Source organism: Streptomyces sp. WY228, assembly GCF_019287315.1.
Taxonomy (GTDB): Bacteria; Actinomycetota; Actinomycetes; order Streptomycetales; family Streptomycetaceae; genus Streptomyces; species Streptomyces caviscabies.
In genome coordinates this window covers 2,385,029-2,399,922 of the sequence record NZ_CP079114.1, presented here as the reverse complement: position 1 = coordinate 2,399,922, position 14,894 = coordinate 2,385,029, and the positions used below count along the sequence as shown (strand labels likewise).

Annotated in this window: 15 protein-coding genes; 9 read left to right on the top strand and 6 right to left on the bottom strand. The window is 72.1% G+C overall.

What is annotated here, in order from left to right:
* Positions 1–40 precede the first annotated feature (40 nt).
* Positions 41–703, top strand: coding sequence for an ATP-binding protein (locus KV381_RS10385; RefSeq protein WP_218785099.1), 663 nt, complete (start codon positions 41–43; stop codon positions 701–703).
* Here the strand turns inward: KV381_RS10385 and KV381_RS10380 are convergent.
* From KV381_RS10380 to KV381_RS10365, 4 genes are all read right to left on the bottom strand, one after another.
* Entirely contained in the window at positions 688–1,092 is a 405-nt protein-coding gene (locus tag KV381_RS10380) for a hypothetical protein (RefSeq protein WP_103539061.1), read from the bottom strand. The two genes, KV381_RS10385 and KV381_RS10380, sit on opposite strands and share 16 nt — an antisense overlap.
* A 71-nt stretch (positions 1,093–1,163) precedes the next feature.
* Positions 1,164–1,931 (bottom strand): hypothetical protein, encoded by a 768-nt coding sequence (locus tag KV381_RS10375; RefSeq protein WP_098024384.1) that lies wholly within the window; start codon positions 1,929–1,931, stop codon positions 1,164–1,166.
* 155 nt (positions 1,932–2,086) lie between these two features.
* Positions 2,087–2,620 (bottom strand): GNAT family N-acetyltransferase, encoded by a 534-nt coding sequence (locus tag KV381_RS10370; protein ID WP_103539059.1) that lies wholly within the window; start codon positions 2,618–2,620, stop codon positions 2,087–2,089.
* Positions 2,621–2,635: 15 nt separating this feature from the next.
* Entirely contained in the window at positions 2,636–3,529 is an 894-nt protein-coding gene (locus KV381_RS10365) for an NADP-dependent oxidoreductase (protein WP_218785098.1), read from the bottom strand.
* A gap of 70 nt (positions 3,530–3,599) precedes the next feature.
* Here KV381_RS10365 and KV381_RS10360 point away from each other — a divergent pair, with 70 nt between their 5' ends.
* From KV381_RS10360 to KV381_RS10350, 3 genes are all read left to right on the top strand, one after another.
* Entirely contained in the window at positions 3,600–4,193 is a 594-nt protein-coding gene (locus tag KV381_RS10360) for a TetR/AcrR family transcriptional regulator (protein ID WP_030078000.1), read from the top strand.
* Positions 4,194–4,440: 247 nt separating this feature from the next.
* On the top strand, positions 4,441–5,454 hold the full coding sequence (locus tag KV381_RS10355) for a 3,4-dioxygenase subunit beta (RefSeq protein WP_306438144.1): 1,014 nt from the start codon (positions 4,441–4,443) through the stop codon (positions 5,452–5,454).
* A gap of 248 nt (positions 5,455–5,702) precedes the next feature.
* Entirely contained in the window at positions 5,703–6,671 is a 969-nt protein-coding gene (locus tag KV381_RS10350) for a glutaminase (RefSeq protein ID WP_218785097.1), read from the top strand.
* 411 nt (positions 6,672–7,082) lie between these two features.
* Here the strand turns inward: KV381_RS10350 and KV381_RS10345 are convergent, their stop codons facing one another.
* The gene (locus tag KV381_RS10345; protein WP_373461012.1) at positions 7,083–8,576 is read right to left on the bottom strand and encodes an MFS transporter; all 1,494 of its coding nucleotides are present in this window, start codon (positions 8,574–8,576) and stop codon (positions 7,083–7,085) included.
* Positions 8,577–8,677: 101 nt separating this feature from the next.
* On the opposite strand from KV381_RS10345, the gene KV381_RS10340 reads away from it, so the two are divergent.
* Together KV381_RS10340 and dusB are read left to right on the top strand one after the other, a co-directional pair.
* Positions 8,678–9,631 carry a helix-turn-helix transcriptional regulator gene (locus KV381_RS10340; protein WP_373461011.1) on the top strand — a complete coding sequence of 318 codons (954 nt, stop codon included), beginning with the start codon at positions 8,678–8,680 and terminating at the stop codon, positions 9,629–9,631.
* Entirely contained in the window at positions 9,628–10,776 is a 1,149-nt protein-coding gene (dusB, locus tag KV381_RS10335; RefSeq protein WP_030622103.1) for a tRNA dihydrouridine synthase DusB, read from the top strand. The genes KV381_RS10340 and dusB overlap by 4 nt, the downstream gene beginning before the upstream one ends.
* Before the next feature lie 92 nt (positions 10,777–10,868).
* On the opposite strand, the gene KV381_RS10330 is transcribed toward dusB, so the two are convergent.
* On the bottom strand, positions 10,869–11,624 hold the full coding sequence (locus KV381_RS10330) for a GntR family transcriptional regulator (RefSeq protein ID WP_030622106.1): 756 nt from the start codon (positions 11,622–11,624) through the stop codon (positions 10,869–10,871).
* A 267-nt stretch (positions 11,625–11,891) separates the two neighbouring features.
* Here KV381_RS10330 and KV381_RS10325 point away from each other — a divergent pair, with 267 nt between their 5' ends.
* From KV381_RS10325 to KV381_RS10315, 3 genes are read left to right on the top strand one after another with little or no spacing between them, the layout of a single operon-like run.
* Positions 11,892–13,070 (top strand): ABC transporter substrate-binding protein, encoded by a 1,179-nt coding sequence (locus KV381_RS10325; protein ID WP_030078016.1) that lies wholly within the window; start codon positions 11,892–11,894, stop codon positions 13,068–13,070.
* Positions 13,070–13,984, top strand: a complete 915-nt coding sequence (locus tag KV381_RS10320; protein ID WP_030622108.1) for an ABC transporter permease subunit — start codon at positions 13,070–13,072, stop codon at positions 13,982–13,984. The genes KV381_RS10325 and KV381_RS10320 overlap by 1 nt, the downstream gene beginning before the upstream one ends.
* Complete coding sequence (locus KV381_RS10315) at positions 13,972–14,889, top strand: ABC transporter permease (RefSeq protein ID WP_256995037.1); 918 nt, start codon at positions 13,972–13,974, stop codon at positions 14,887–14,889. Before KV381_RS10320 ends, KV381_RS10315 begins: the two co-directional genes overlap by 13 nt.
* Positions 14,890–14,894 lie beyond the last annotated feature (5 nt).

The window sequence follows — 14,894 nt, the reverse complement described above, 5'->3', positions numbered from 1 at the left end:
CTTGGCCGGGCCCGCCGCCGTACCCGGCAGGATGGGGCTCATGCCGAACAACTCACCGGACCGCGCAGACGGCGGCCTCCGCGCAGACGGCGGCCTCCGCCCCGATGGTCATGCGTCCGCGATCCGGATTCCGGCCGGACTCGTCGTCCTCGTCGGCCCGCCCGCCTCCGGCAAGACGAGTTTCGTCCGGGCGCTGGTCGAGCGGGGGCAGATCGAGGCGGAGGCCGCGGTGTCCAGTGACGAGATCCGTGCGGAGCTGTTCGGCGCTGCGGGTGGCCCGGAGCCGACGGACTCCGACGCGGCGGATGCGCGGATCTTCGAGGAGCGTGACCGCCGGATCGTCGCCCGGCTCGCCGCCGGGCGCACCGTGATCGCCGAGTCGACGAACGTCACGCCTCAGGCGCGCGCACGACTCATCGCCCTCGCCCGGCGCTTCGACGCCCCGGTGACCGCCCTGCGATTCGCTCCGGATGTCGCCGACCTCCTCCAGCAGTACGCCGAGCGGGGCCGCACGGACCTCACCACGGCGGACGTCCGCGCCTACGCGGCCGTGATGAGCCGTGACGCCGGTGCCGACCGGCTCCGGTCCGAGGGGGCGGCCGCCGTCCACGATGTGCCGGGCCGCCGCCGGTCGGTCATGCCCGCCGAAGCCGCCGCACGCTTCGCCTTCGGCCGGGTGCTGCCTGGCTACCACTTGACCTGATGGAATTCCATCGTGCCGAAGGTCGTGAAGTCCATGACATAGCTCCACAGCGCGTACCTTCGCTGACCGGCGTCCCGATAGGTCTTGCCGAAGCCGTTGTCGATAATCTCGTTCCAGCCCTCGCCCTGTCCGTAGTGCGCGAACAGCCGGTCGTTGCGCCGCGCCGCGTCCTCTCCGGACTCCGCCGGGGTCTGGTAGATCACCTCGTGCAGCCGGCCGTGCCAGAGGGTGAGAAGCAGCCGGCCGCCGTCGATCACGTAGGCGTCCACGACCGCGTCGGGAGCGTGCTCGTGAGGGCCTGACGACGTGAGTTCGCCGGGGACCCGTATCTCGTCGGCGGAGCACAGCAACTCCAGCAACGGCAGGGAATCGGTGGGGTGGTGGTCCATGAGGGGCCACCCTAGGCCGTATCCGTACCCGGTGGGCCGACTCCCGCCGGCCCACCGGGTACGGACGGGTGTCACTTCACCACGACGTTGTCACCGGACGACTTCGACGGGCCGGTGGTGGTGTTGCCGCCGTACGACCAGCGCCAGGTGCCCGTCTTTGCGGCCTTCACGGTCGTCTTGAGGTTGCCCGAGCCGTTCGCGTACACCTTCTTCACCGTGGTGTACGAGGAGGAGCCGGAAGGCTTGAACTGCAGGCTGACGTGGCGGCCCCCGTAGGCGGCGTACTTCCTGGTCTCCCAGTTGGCCCGGGTGACCTTTCCGGTCACGGTGATGGTCTTGCCCTTGGCCACCGGTTCGGGCGCGGCGTTGACGGTCAGGCGGGAGTTGCGCTTGACGTATACCGCCATGCCCTTGTCGTCGGTGTCACCGCTGCCGTCCTTGAAGTGCACCTGGGCCCCGACCCGCCATGCCCCGGCCTCGCTGTTGCGCATGTCCCACACGCTCGGGTCGAAGTACATCCGCTCGTTGATGTCGCAGATGCCCGGGCCCTTGGTGGGGCAGTCGTTCGTCTCGATCGAGTGCCACAACTGCTCCTCCCCTTTGTTGCGGTGGAGGAACAACAGCCCCGGCGCCTTCCACTGCTTCGTGGTCGTCATCCGGAAGGACGCGGGCACCGCGACCTCCTTCGTCGTCCCGATCACGATCGGCTTGCCGCCGTTCACCTGGATACGGCTGAACGAGGCCCCGCCCTCGGCCGCCCCGGCCGGCACCGCGGCCACGGCCGTGAACACCGCCGCCGCACCGCCGGCCACGACGGCTCTCCAGACCCGCTTTCCCACCTGATCCCCGATCTCCGTACGGAAAGGCGCCGGAGGCCGAACCCTCCGGACGCTTTACAGACAGCCGGTGTCCACGCGGGGTTGTACAGCCGCGCATCACGATGGGGCATCGGCGGTGGTGGTGTCGTGTCAGCGGTCGCGGTCAGCGGTCGTGGTCAGTGCCGACGGCCTTCGGGGAAGCGGAACTCCAGGAGCGGTTCCCCGGTTTCGCCCGGCACCTGCCGGAACCCCGCCTTCTCCCAGGCGCGTACGGCCCGTACGTTCTCGCGTACGGGATCGACGGTCACGCGCCGCCAGCCGAGCTCCCCGCCCACGTGCGCCAGCAGCGCCCGCGTGGCGTCCGGGCCCAACCCCCGTCCCTGTGAGACCGGTTGAAGCACCAGGTCGATGCCGCCTTCGGTGCCGCTCTCGGTGCCGTCCTCAGGTGCGTCCGCGTGCCAGAACTGGGCGTAGCCCACCGGCACGCCCTCGGCGAGCACGAGATAGGACTGCACGCGGGGCCGACGCCGGCCGACGTACTTCTCGGCCACCTCGTCACGCGACAGCGGTACGCCGCCCCAGTACGTGACGAAGTCCGGCGAGGCGAACCACCCGGCCAGCAGGTCGAGATCGTCCTCCGTGGTCGGGACGAGGCGGGTCAGTACGCCGTCGAGCGTGGTCGTCGTGGTTGCCGTGGGTTCTTCGGGCATGTGCCTGTCTCCATGTCAGATGACTATGACGCGGCGGCCCCGGGCGTGGCCCGCTCGGCTGTCGGCGTGCGCGGCCGCCGCGTCGCCGAGCGCGTAGGACTTCTCGACCGGGATGTGCAGCCTGCCGTGCGAGATCAGCGTGGCGGCCTCGGCCAGGGCGTCCGGCACGCTGCCCGCCACGCCGGAGAACCGGACGCCGAACCGCGGCGCTTCCAGGTCGGCGATGGAGACGACCTTCGCCGGATCGCCGGTCAGCTCCACCAGTTCGGGGATCACGCCCGAGCCCGCCAGGTCGAGGGCCGCGCCGACCGGGCCGAGCCGCCGCACCCGCTCGACCCAGCCTTCGCCGTACGTCGTGGCGAGCGCGCCCAGGCCGCGCAGGTAGTCCTGGTTGGCGGCCCCCGCCGTGCCGATCACCGGGATGCCCCGGTCGCGGGCGATCTGCAGCACCGCCGAACCGACTCCGCCGGAGGCGCCGCTGACCAGCAACGTCTCTCCGGGGCGGGCGCCGACCTCGCGGAGGACGCGCAGCGCGGTCTCCACCACGGACGGGTAGCCGGCCGCCTCCTTGAACGTCAGGCCCTCGGGCATCCGGGCCCAGGCCGACAGCACGGCGAACTCGGCGTACGTGCCGGCCCCTTCGCCGAAGACGTGGTCGCCGATCTCCACCCCCTCGACGCCCTCGCCGACCTCGTCCACCACCCCGGCGGCATCGATCCCCACCCCTGACGGCAGCGAGATCGGGTGCGCGCCCAGGACCTGCCCCTCGCGCAGCCGCCAGTCGACGGGGTTCACCCCCGCCGCGCGCACGGAGACACGTATCCGGCCGGGGCCCGCGTGGGGCTCCTCGGCATCGACGAGGCGGAGGACGTCGGGGCCGCCGAACGCGGCGAAGGTCACTTTCTTCATGCGGCCGACCGTAACACTAACGGTTAGCTTTTTGTATCGGTTACGTATGCGGATTTGGTAGCGTCACGTCATGACCGAGCAGACCGGCCGCCGTGAACGCAAGAAGGCCGCGACCCGTCAGAAGATCGCCGACACCGCTCTGCGCCTCTTCCTGGAACGCGGTTACGAGGCCGTGGGCATCCGCGACGTGGCCGCCGAGGCCGACGTGGCGGTCACCACGCTCTTCTCCCACTTCGCCTCGAAGGAGGCGCTGGTCTTCGAGCAGGACCCGGGCTTCGAGCAGGGCCTCCTGCGCGCGGTGGCCGACCGCGCTCCGGACGAGCCGCTGATCCCCGCGCTCCGTCGCGAGGTCCACGCCCTGGTGCGCCACTGCACGGCGCCCGAGGCCGCGCCGGTCTGGAACATGATCGAGTCGTCCCCGGCACTGCGGGAGTACGAGGAGTCGATGCGGCTGCGGCACGCGGAGTCGCTGGGTGCGGCCCTCGCCGCCGACCTCGGCGTACCGGAGACGTCGATCGCCTGCCGGACCATCGCCCGCTTCGTGATCGACGCGTACGCGCTGGCCCGCGAGGCGGCCGATCCGGAGGCGGCGGTGGACGAGGTCTTCCGGATGATCGAGGCGGCCTGGGGGGTGGCCCGCCTCGACCGGCCCATCACCGCGTGACCAACTGCTCCAACGGCAACGTCATCGACCACTCCGGCGCCGAGGCGCTGCCCGGCCACTGAACCGGGGGCCCGGGACACCCCGTGAGAACAGGGCCCGGGCGACGGACGCCCGGGGCCCCTGCGGCGGCCATTCTCAGCGTGTGCACAGGCGGCTCCGAGGCCCGTCATGGGTCCGGCCGCGATGGTGGGCAGCGGGGTCGACGTACCCCGTTGTCCCGGCACCGCTGACGGAAGGCGCACACGCGATGAGGAAGCCGAAACCCGGCATGACGCCCGAAGGCCCCGCCTACGAAGGGCGTCTGCTGCCACATCCGGAGGAAGAGGTCGTCGATCAGGGGCTGGGGTTCGACCTCGGCACCCTGCACTCGCGCAGAAGGATCCTGGGCTTCCTCGGCGGGGTCGGCGGAATGGCCGCTCTGGCGGCGTGCGGCTCGGGCTCCACGTCCGCGAACGGCGCCTCCGCCTCGGCCTCCGCCTCGGCGGCCTCCTCGCTGACCGAGATCCCCGACGAGACGAACGGCCCGTACCCCGCGGACGGCACGAACGGGGTCAACGTCCTGGACAAGGACGGCATCGTCCGCCAGGACATCCGGTCGAGCTTCGGAGACTCCAGCGCGACGGCCGAGGGAATCCCCTTCACCTTCGAACTCACCGTGCTGGACATCGTCGAAGGCGGCGAGCCGATGGCCGGTGCGGCCGTCTACGCCTGGCAGTGCGACCGGGACGGCGCGTACTCGCTGTACTCCGAAGGGGTCGAGAACGAGAACTACCTCCGCGGCGTACAGGTGGCGGACGACCGGGGCCGGGTGAAGTTCGTCAGCGTCTTCCCCGCCTGCTACCCGGGGCGCTGGCCGCATGTGCACTTCGAGGTCTACCCCGACCTCGACTCCGTCACCGACTACGACAAGCGCCTGTCGACCTCACAGCTGGCGCTCCCCAAGAAGGTCTGCGACAGCGTCTTCGCCACGGCCGGTTACGAGTCCTCCGTCGAGAACCTCGCCCAGCTCACCCTCAAGACCGACAACGTCTTCGGGGACGACGGCGGTGTCCACCAGCTCGCCGCCACCACCGGGTCCCCGAAAGCCGGCTACACCGCGACCCTGACCGTGCCCATCGACACCAGCACCGAACCCACCGGAGGCAACGCCCCGGGCGGAGGATCGGGCGGAGGGCCGGAAGGCGGCAGCGGCGGGGGCCCGGGCGGAGGCGGGCAGCCGCCCAGCGGAGCCCCGACGGGCGCACCGCCGTCAGCGGGATGACCCCGAACCCGCGCGGTGCGTGACGTACGGCGCGTGACGTACGGCGCGTGGCGTGCGGCGAGTGACGTGCGGCGAGTGACGTGCGGCGCATGGCGAACGGCGCGTGCGTACGGCGCACGGTGCGCGTCACGCGGCGTGTGGAGCGTGGCGACGGAGGCGTTTTGGCTGCCTCCGGTGGGCGGGTCAGACTGTGGACGGTCTCCCGCCCGCCGGGCCTCCCCGCTCCTCCTCCCCGTCAGGAAAACGCCGTGTCCCACGCCTCCGCCGCCCCCCGGGCGGACAGCGCAGCCCCGAGCGCCGGCTCGTACCGCTTCAGCGCCGTCATCAGCCGCATAGCCGAGGAGATGGCCGCACTCGACGACCACGGCAGCCCCGCCGACTACATACCGATGCTCGCCGGAGCCGACCCCCGCCGGTTCGGCATGGCCGTCGCGGAGCCGGACGGGACCGTCTACGGGGTCGGCGACTGGCAGCAGCCGTTCTCCACGCAGTCCATCACCAAGGTGTTCGCCCTGGCCCTGGCGCTCTCCCTGGACGGCGGGCAGCTCTGGCGGGGCGTGGGCCGCGAGCCCTCGGGCAACCCCTTCAACTCCCTCGTACAGCTGGAGTACGAGAACGGGATCCCCCGGAACCCGTTCATCAACGCCGGGGCCCTGGTGGTGACCGACCGGCTGCAGGCGCTCACCGGGGACGCGGCCGGCCAGGTGCGGGAGCTGCTGCGCTCGGAGAGCGGGAACGCCGCCATCGACTTCATGCCGGAGGTCGCCGCCTCCGAAGCGGCCTTCGGCGACCGCAACGCCGCGCTGGCCCACTTCATGGCCTCCTACGGCAACATCACGCTCCCGGTCCCCGAACTGCTCTCCGCCTACTTCCGGCAGTGCTCGATCGAGGCGTCCTGCGCGGACCTGGCCCTCTCCGCCGGATTCCTGGCCCGGCACGGCGTCCGGGCCGACGGTACGGCGCTGCTGACCCGCAGCCAGGCGAAGCAGGTCAACGCGGTCATGCTCACGTGCGGGACGTACGACGCGGCCGGGGAGTTCGCCTACCGGGTGGGGCTGCCCGGCAAGAGCGGCGTCGGCGGCGGGATCATCGCCATCGTGCCCGGCGTGTGCACCCTGTGCGTGTGGAGCCCGGGCCTGGACCGGCGCGGCAACTCGGTGGCGGGCGTGTCGGCCCTCGACCGCTTCACCACGCTCACCGGGCTGTCCGTGTTCTGACGTCTGTCTTCTGACTGGCGATCAGGCGGTACATCGGGTCCGGGCGGGCCGTGTCCTGGTCCGGTAGCGCGGCGAGCCGTCGGCACACGTCGGCCACCCGGTCCCGGGGACCTTAGCGGATGGACTCCGGGGCCTCGCCCGCTCCGGCCGGACGGTGGAGGGTGATCTCAGCGCTTCTGGAAGTACGCCACGACCCCCGAGACGGTGATGGCGAGGCCCAGAGCGCCGATGCCGAACAGCCCGAGGGTCGTCCGGGCCTCGGTCCGACGTCATGCGAGGACGAGCCCGCGCGAACTCAGGGGTTGCGCGTGCCACCTGAGGTGGGCGGCCTGCCGACGGCCTCATGCCCACCGAGGACGCGCCCGGCGCGTAGGCGTGCCACCGGCAGCCCGTCCGCGCCGCCCCCGCCGCTCACGCCACCGTGCGCGGCAGCCGCAGGCTCAGCCCGACCGTCAGTGCCACCGCCGCCAACTGCACCAGCAGGGTCACGACCAGGGCGTCCCGCATGCCCAGGCCCGGTGCCAGGGCCAGGAACAGGGTGCCCAGCGTGGCCACTCCGAGGGCCAGCGCCGCCTGCTGCGTCGTCGTCATCACGCCGCCGCCCACCCCGGCCTTCTCCGGCGGTACGTCGGAGAGCACGATCCGGAACAGCACGGGGAGCTGGAGACCCTGGCCGAGGCCCGCGATCGCCACTCCCGGCAGCAGGCCCCACAGGCCCAGGCCCTGCCAGGCGACGTGCGCGGTCAGCGCCAGGACGACGATGCCCACCGCCTGGATCAGCCCGCCCGCCGTGACCACCCGGGTGCCGTACCGGCGTACCAGGCGCGGGCCCGCCAGCGAGGCGCCGAAGAAGGCCAGCGCCATCGGGGCCAGCGAGAGGCCGGCCGCCGCCGGGCCGAGGCGCAGGCCCTGCTGGAGCGCCACCGCGATGACGAACATGAAGCCGCCGAAGCCGATCGAGAACGGCACCACCAGCGCCAGGCCCCGCCGCAGCGACTCCAGCCGCAGCAGGCTCGGCGGGACCAGCGGCACCCGGCCCAGCCGGTCGGCCCGCCGCTCCACGCGGTAGAAGGCGTACGCGGAGAAGGGGAAGAGGGCCAGCGAGACCCAGGTCCACAGCGGCCAGCCCGCCGCCCGGCCCTCCGTCAGCGGGGCCAGCAGCGTGATCAGGGAGAGGGCGAGCAGCAGGGTTCCCGGTACGTCCACGGGGGCCGGGCGGTCCGAGCGGGTCTCCGGGACCGCGCGGGCGGCCAGGATCAGGCCCACCACCGCCACCGGCACGTTCACCAGGAACACCGACCGCCAGCCCGCGCTCTCGCCGAACACCGAGGACATCGGGGCGGCGGCGACCAGCACCCCGCCCAGGATCTGGCCCGCGACCATCGACAGCCCGGCCGTCGCCCCGTACAGGCTCATCGCCCGGGCCCGGCGCGGGCCCCGCGTCGCGGCCTGGATCGTCGCCAGCACCTGAGGCAGCATCAGCGCGGCGGCCGCACCCTGCGCCACCCGGGCGCCGACCAGCGTCCAGGCGTCCGGGGCGAGCCCGCAGGCCAGCGAGGTGATCCCGAAGGCAGCCATACCGATCAGGAACAGCCGCCTGCGGCCCACCATGTCGCCCAGCCGTCCGCCGAGGACCAGCAGCACGGCGTACGCGAGGCCGTAGCCGGCGACGACCAGCTCCAGCATGGCCGGGCCCGCGTCCAGATCGCGGTCGATCGTGGGCAGCGCGACGTTCACGATGAAGAAGTCGATGAGCGGGAGCGCCGCGCCCAGCAGCACGGTGAAGAGGCCGAGCGCGCCGAGCACGGGCGTGGGGTGGTCGTGGCGGACCGGGCCGGTGGGTTCGCCGGTGGCGGGGGTGGCCCGTTCCGGCGTGAGGGATGTGTGTACGGATGATTCACTCACGCCGTCGACTCTGCCGCCGAACCCAACGTGGTACCAGAGTGTTTTTATCCTGGTACAAGCAGTACCTGGCAACAGGCCGGGGCGCCCGGCACGCTGGAGGCATGACGACCATGGCAGCCGCCCGCCCGTCCGCGACCGGCGCGCTCCCCGAGGAGCGCGAGGAGTCCGCGTCCGACGCCCGGAGGCACGAGCTCGCCGCTTTTCTGCGCAGCCGCCGCGAGCGCATCACCCCCGAACAGGTCGGTCTGGTCCGGGGCCGGCGCCGCCGCACCCCCGGGCTGCGCCGCGAGGAGGTCGCCCAGCTCTCGGCGGTCGGCGTCACCTGGTACACCTGGCTCGAACAGGCCCGGGACATCCAGGTCTCCGCCCAGGTGCTGGACGCTCTCGCCCGCGCCCTGCAGCTCGACCCGAGCGAGCGCAGCCACCTCTTCGCGCTCGCCGAGGCCGTCGACCCGGCCCCCGGCACCCAGTGCCCCACCGTCACCCCGGCGCTGCGGACCATGCTGGAGCAGCTGGATCCGATTCCGGCCTGCATCCAGAACAGCCGGTACGACGTCCTCGCGTACAACCGCACCTACGCCCGGCTCCTCTGCGACCTGGACGCGGTGCCGCCCGAGGACCGCAACTGCCTGCTGCTGGCCTTCACCCACGACGACTGGCGGGCCTCGGTCGTCGATCTGCCGGAGGTCACCCGGACGATGGCCGCCAAGTTCCGCGCCGCGATGGCCGGACATCTGGCCGAGCCCGCCTGGAAGGCGCTGGTGCGGCGGCTGGAGGCCCGGTCGCCGGAGTTCCGCGAGGTGTGGGAGCGCCATGAGGTGATCGAGCAGCAGGGCCGCACCAAGTACATCCGCAACGCCCACGTGGGGCTGCTGTACGTCGAGCACACCAACCTCTGGCTCGGCCCCCTCAGCGGCCCGCGCATGGTCAGCTACCCGCCGGTGGACGCCGAGACCCGGACCCGGCTGGAGCGGCTGCACCGGATCGCCCTGGACGCCGAACCAGGGGCGGCCGGGGCCGCCACCCGTCCGGCGTACGCGACAATGGAGCAATGACCACGCTCGCCCCCGCCCTCCCGCAGCTCCGCATCGGCCCGCACACCGTGCAGCCGCCGGTCGTGCTGGCCCCGATGGCCGGCATCACCAACGCCCCGTTCCGGACGCTGTGCCGGGAGTTCTCCGGGGGCAAGGGGCTGTTCGTCAGCGAGATGATCACCACGCGGGCGCTGGTCGAGCGCAACGAGAAGACCATGCAGCTCATCCACTTCGACGCGGCCGAGACCCCGCGCTCGATCCAGCTGTACGGAGTGGACCCGGTCACCGTCGGCAAGGCGGTCCGGATGATCGTCGACGAGGGCCTGGCCGACCACATCGACCTGAACTTCGGCTGCCCGGTCCCCAAGGTCACCCGCAAGGGCGGCGGCTCCGCGCTCCCGTACAAGCGGCCCCTGCTGCGCGCCATCCTCCACCAGGCCGTCTCCAACGCCGGTGACCTCCCGGTCACGATCAAGATGCGCAAGGGCATCGACGACGACCACATCACCTTCCTCGACGCGGGCCGCATCGCCGTCGAGGAGGGCGTCACCGCCGTCGCCCTGCACGGCCGGACCGCCGCCCAGCACTACGGCGGCACCGCCGACTGGGACGCCATCGCCCGGCTCAAGGAGCACGTCCCGGAGATCCCCGTCCTCGGCAACGGCGACATCTGGTGCGCCGACGACGCCCTGCGGATGATGCGGGAGACCGGCTGCGACGGGGTGGTGGTCGGACGCGGCTGCCTCGGGCGGCCCTGGCTCTTCGCCGACCTGGTCAGTGCCATGGAGGGCCGTACGGAACGGCACGCGCCCACCCTGCGCGAGGTCGCGGACGTCATGGTGCGCCACGCGACGCTGCTGGGGGAGTGGATCGGCGACGAGACCCGCGGCGTGATCGACTTCCGTAAGCACGTGGCCTGGTATCTCAAGGGCTTCGCGGTCGGCTCCGAGATGCGCAAGAAGCTGGCGATCACCTCCTCGCTGGAGGAGCTGGCCGGCCAGCTGCACGAACTGGACCTCGACCAGCCCTGGCCGGACGGCGCCGACGGACCGCGCGGCCGCACCTCGGGCAACAACCGGGTCGTCCTGCCGGACGGCTGGCTGAAGGACCCGTACGACTGCGCAGGGATCAGCGCCGACGCGGAGCTGGACACCTCGGGCGGCTGAGCCCGCACGCGAAGCGAACGACGGCTGAGCCCGTACGCGAACGGCGGCCGAGCTCGTACGCGAACGACGGCTGAGTCCGTACGCGAACGAGCTCAGCCGCCCACGCTCGGCCCCGCCCGCCGCTCCAGCGGCGCCGCCGCCGCGCTGTTCATCACGTTGAAGACGACGCTGCCCGCCCGGTAGCGGTCGTCCGTCCACTCGATGGCCCGGCCCGCCGCCGTGTACGTCAGATGGCGTTGCCGCAGCAGCGGGCTGGCCCGGCGGATCCGCAGCAGCCGGGCGTCCTCGCTGCCCGCCGCGACCGCGTCGATCAGGTGCTCGCCGTGGTGGGCCACGATGTCCGCCCGCTCCGCGATGCTGTCCATGATCGAGACGCAGTCCACCGGCAGCGCGCGGACCACCGGGGCCACCCAGTCCGCGTACACCGTCCGCTCGACCATCACCGGCTCGCCGTCCAGGTGCCGCAGGCGCAGGACGTACAGGATCTCGGCACCCGGCTCGGTGTCCAGGCGGGCCGCCTCCTCGTCGGTGGCGGGGCGGGTGGTGCGGGTCAGGATGCGGCTGGAGACCTCGCAGCCCATCGCCCGCGCCCACTGGGCGAAGCTGTTGAGCTGCTCGAAACTCTGCCGGCGCTCCTGGCGCAGGACCACCCGCCGGGCGCCCTGCCGGGAGCCGATCAGGCCCTCGGAGGCCAGCAGCGCCACCGCCTGGCGGACCGTGCCGCGCGAGGCCTCCCACCGGGCGGCGAGGTCGCTCTCGGACGGCAGCCGGGAGCCCGGCGGATGGACGCCGCTCCGGATCGCCTGCCGCAGCGACTCGGCGATCTCCTCGTAGCGTGAACGGCCCACGCGGCCCCCGTCGATCGACTGATAGGGAACCGTGCTGTGCACAGGAGCATGTTTGCGCCACAGTCCGGAATCCCACTCTAACGTCCGCTCCAGGCCTCGCCGCGCCCGGTTCCGTATCTACCACAACCCCGATATGACGGGCTTTCCTCTTCCTCGTCTCTTGCCACACCGGACATCGGACGTTAACTCCCCGGACACCCGAGCCGGGCGAACTGATGCCAGCTTGTATGAACAAGTGGCCCTCACTTCGCTCCCGGGAGACACACCGTGCGCAGAGCCCGACCCCGCCCCCGTATCCGCGCCAACGGCCGTGCCGTTGCCGCACTCGCCCTCTCCACCGCCGCCCTCACCGCGCTCACCGCCTGCGGCGCCGCTCCCGAGGAGAAGGCCGCCACCGGGGTGAACGGGGTGAAGTCCACCGAGGCCACCTCGGTCGCCGACTTCGGCGGGCTGGAGAAGCTGGTCGCCGCCGCCGAGAAGGAGGGCGAGCTGAACGTGATCGCCCTGCCGCCGGACTGGGCGAACTACGGCGAGGTCATCAAGGCCTTCCAGGCGAAGTACAAGGTGAAGATCAAGAGCGAGACCCCGGACGCCTCCAGCTCCGACGAGATAGCCGCCGTCAAGTCCCGCAAGGGCCAGAAGCGCGCCCCCGACGTCCTCGACCTCGGCATCGCCTTCGCCCGCAGCGGCGCCGCCGAGAACCTCTTCGCCCCGTACAAGGTCACCGCCTGGGACCAGATCCCCGACAGCCAGAAGGACGCGGACGGCCGCTGGTACAACGACTACGGCGGCTACGTCTCCATCGGCTGCGACGCCGCCCGCATCACCACCTGCCCCGAGACCTTCGCGGACCTGCTGAAGCCCGAGTACAAGGGCAAGGTCGCCCTCAACGGCAACCCGACCAAGTCCGGCTCCGCGTTCGGCGGCGTGTACGCGGCCGCCCTCGCCGACAAGGGGTCGTTCGGCGACATCCAGCCCGGCATCGACTTCTTCGGGAAGCTGAAGAAGAGCGGCAACTTCATCCCCGTCGAGTCCACCCCGGCGACCGTCGAGAAGGGCGAGACGCCGATCAGCATCGACTGGGACTACCTGAACGCCGGGTACGCCGACCAGTTCAAGGGCAAGGGCGTCGACTGGAAGGTCTCCGTACCGGCCGACGGCGTCTACGCCCAGTTCTACTCGCAGGCCATCAACAAGGAGGCCCCGCACCCGGCCGCCGCCCGCCTGTGGATGGAGTACCTCTACAGCGCCGAGGGCCAGAACCTCTGGCTCAAGGGCTACGCCCGCCCGGTGCTGCTGCCCGCCATGACCGAGGACGGCACCGCCGACAAGACCTTCGTCGCCAAGCTCCCGAAGGTCGAGGGCACCCCGTCCTTCCCCTCCTCCGACGAACTCGACAAGGCCAACGCCACCCTCGCCGAGAACTGGGACAAGGCCGTCTCCTGATGACCGTCCCGCACCCGTCCGCCGCCCCGGGACCCGGGGCGGCCACCGCGCAGGGCGGTGGCCGTGCCCGCCGCCGCCCGTCCCGTGCCTGGCTCGGCGCGCTCCCGCTGCTCGTCTTCGCCGGGCTCTGCTTCGGACTGCCCGCCGGGGCCCTGCTGTACGGGGCGCTCACCCGCACCGACCCGGTCGCCGGGACCACCGAGTTCACCGGCGACCACCTCGCGCGCTCGCTCCAGGGGCCCTACCTCACCTCGCTCACCGGCAGCGTCCAGCTCTCCGCGCTGACCGCCGCGCTCGCCACCGTGCTCGGGGTGCTGATCGCCCAGGCCGTCGTCACCTCCCGGCGCGGCGCCCTGCGCGGTGCGGTCCTCACCGCCTCCGGCGTGCTCGCCAACTTCGGCGGGATCCCGCTCGCCTTCGCCTTCGTCGCGACCCTCGGCATCTCCGGGGTCGTCACCGAGATCGGGCACCTGGACGCGCTCGGCTGGAACCTCTACTCCTTCACCGGGCTCACCGTCATCTACCTCTACTTCCTCGTCCCGCTCATGGTGCTCGTCGTCGTCCCCGCGCTGGACGGACTGCGCCCGCAGTGGCGCGAGGCCGCGCTCAGCACCGGGGCCTCCACCTGGCAGTTCTGGCGCCATGTCGGACTGCCGGTCCTCGCACCCTCGCTGCTCGGCGGCTTCGTCCTGCTCTTCGGCAGCGCCTTCGCCGCCCACGCCACGGCCGCCGCCCTGGTCGGCGGCTCCGTCCCGCTGGTCACCCTGAAGATCGCCGACGCGCTCTCCGGCAACGTCCTGGTCGGCCAGGAGAACGTGGCCCTGGCGCTGAGCCTCGACATGATCGTGATCGCCGGACTGGTGATGGCGGTCTACCTGCCCCTCCAGCGACGGAGTTCCCGATGGCTGCGCTGACCCCCCTCTCCACGGATCCCGTCCCCACGGACTCCGTCGCCGCCCCGGTGCGGACGGCCCGTCGCCGCCGCCCGCGCTACTGGCGCGGGGCCGTACTCACCGTCGCCGGGCTGTACTTCCTCGCCCCGCTGGTCTCCTCGTTCGTCTTCACCGTCCAGGTGCCGAACCAGGGCCTCACCTTCGCCGCGTACAGCGGGATCCTGTCGGCCGACGGCTTCACCGAGAGCCTGTTCCTCTCGCTCTCCCTCGCCGCCGCCACCATCGCGCTGGCTCTGCTGCTCGTCGTGCCCGCCCTCGTCGCGGTCCGGCTCGGGCCGCCCCGGCTGCGCGCCGTCGTCGAGGTCGTCTGCATGCTGCCGCTGGTGGTACCGCCGATCGCGCTGGTCACCGGGATCGCCACGGTGCTGCGCTGGGGGCCCGACCACTTCTCCCGCACCCCGCTCTACCAGACCTTCCTCGCCGTGCAGAACGAGTCGTTCCCGGTGGTGCTGGTCCTCGCCTACACCGTGCTGGCGCTGCCGTTCGTGCACCGCTCGCTGGACGCCGGACTGCGCGCGGTCGACGTGCCCACGCTGGTGGAGGCGGCCCGGAACTGCGGGGCCGGGCGGCTGTACGTGATCCTCCGCGTCATCCTGCCCAATCTGCGGTCCTCGCTCGCCGGGGCCTCCTTCCTCACCCTGGCGCTGGTGCTCGGCGAGTACACCGTCGCCTCGCTGCTGGGCTTCCGGCCCTTCGCGGTGTGGATCGTCTCCGTCTCCGGCGCGGAGGCCCGGATGTCCGTCGCGGTGTCCCTGCTCAGCCTGCTGATCACCTGGGCCCTGCTGCTCGTCCTCTCCCGCGCCGGAACCGGCTCGTCCGCCGCCGTTCCCGCCGCCGTCCCCACCCCCGTACCCGGCAAGGAGTAGCACCC

Coding starts and splice junctions, on each gene's coding strand:
- KV381_RS10360 (WP_030078000.1), top strand. CDS start 3,600: ATGACCGAGCAGACCGGCCGCCGTGAACGCAAGAAGGCCGCGACCCGT.
- KV381_RS10320 (WP_030622108.1), top strand. CDS start 13,070: ATGACCGTCCCGCACCCGTCCGCCGCCCCGGGACCCGGGGCGGCCACC.
- KV381_RS10315 (WP_256995037.1), top strand. CDS start 13,972: ATGGCTGCGCTGACCCCCCTCTCCACGGATCCCGTCCCCACGGACTCC.
- KV381_RS10385 (WP_218785099.1), top strand. CDS start 41: ATGCCGAACAACTCACCGGACCGCGCAGACGGCGGCCTCCGCGCAGAC.
- KV381_RS10370 (WP_103539059.1), bottom strand. CDS start 2,620: ATGCCCGAAGAACCCACGGCAACCACGACGACCACGCTCGACGGCGTA.
- KV381_RS10355 (WP_306438144.1), top strand. CDS start 4,441: ATGAGGAAGCCGAAACCCGGCATGACGCCCGAAGGCCCCGCCTACGAA.
- KV381_RS10340 (WP_373461011.1), top strand. CDS start 8,678: ATGACGACCATGGCAGCCGCCCGCCCGTCCGCGACCGGCGCGCTCCCC.
- KV381_RS10380 (WP_103539061.1), bottom strand. CDS start 1,092: ATGGACCACCACCCCACCGATTCCCTGCCGTTGCTGGAGTTGCTGTGC.
- KV381_RS10365 (WP_218785098.1), bottom strand. CDS start 3,529: ATGAAGAAAGTGACCTTCGCCGCGTTCGGCGGCCCCGACGTCCTCCGC.
- dusB (WP_030622103.1), top strand. CDS start 9,628: ATGACCACGCTCGCCCCCGCCCTCCCGCAGCTCCGCATCGGCCCGCAC.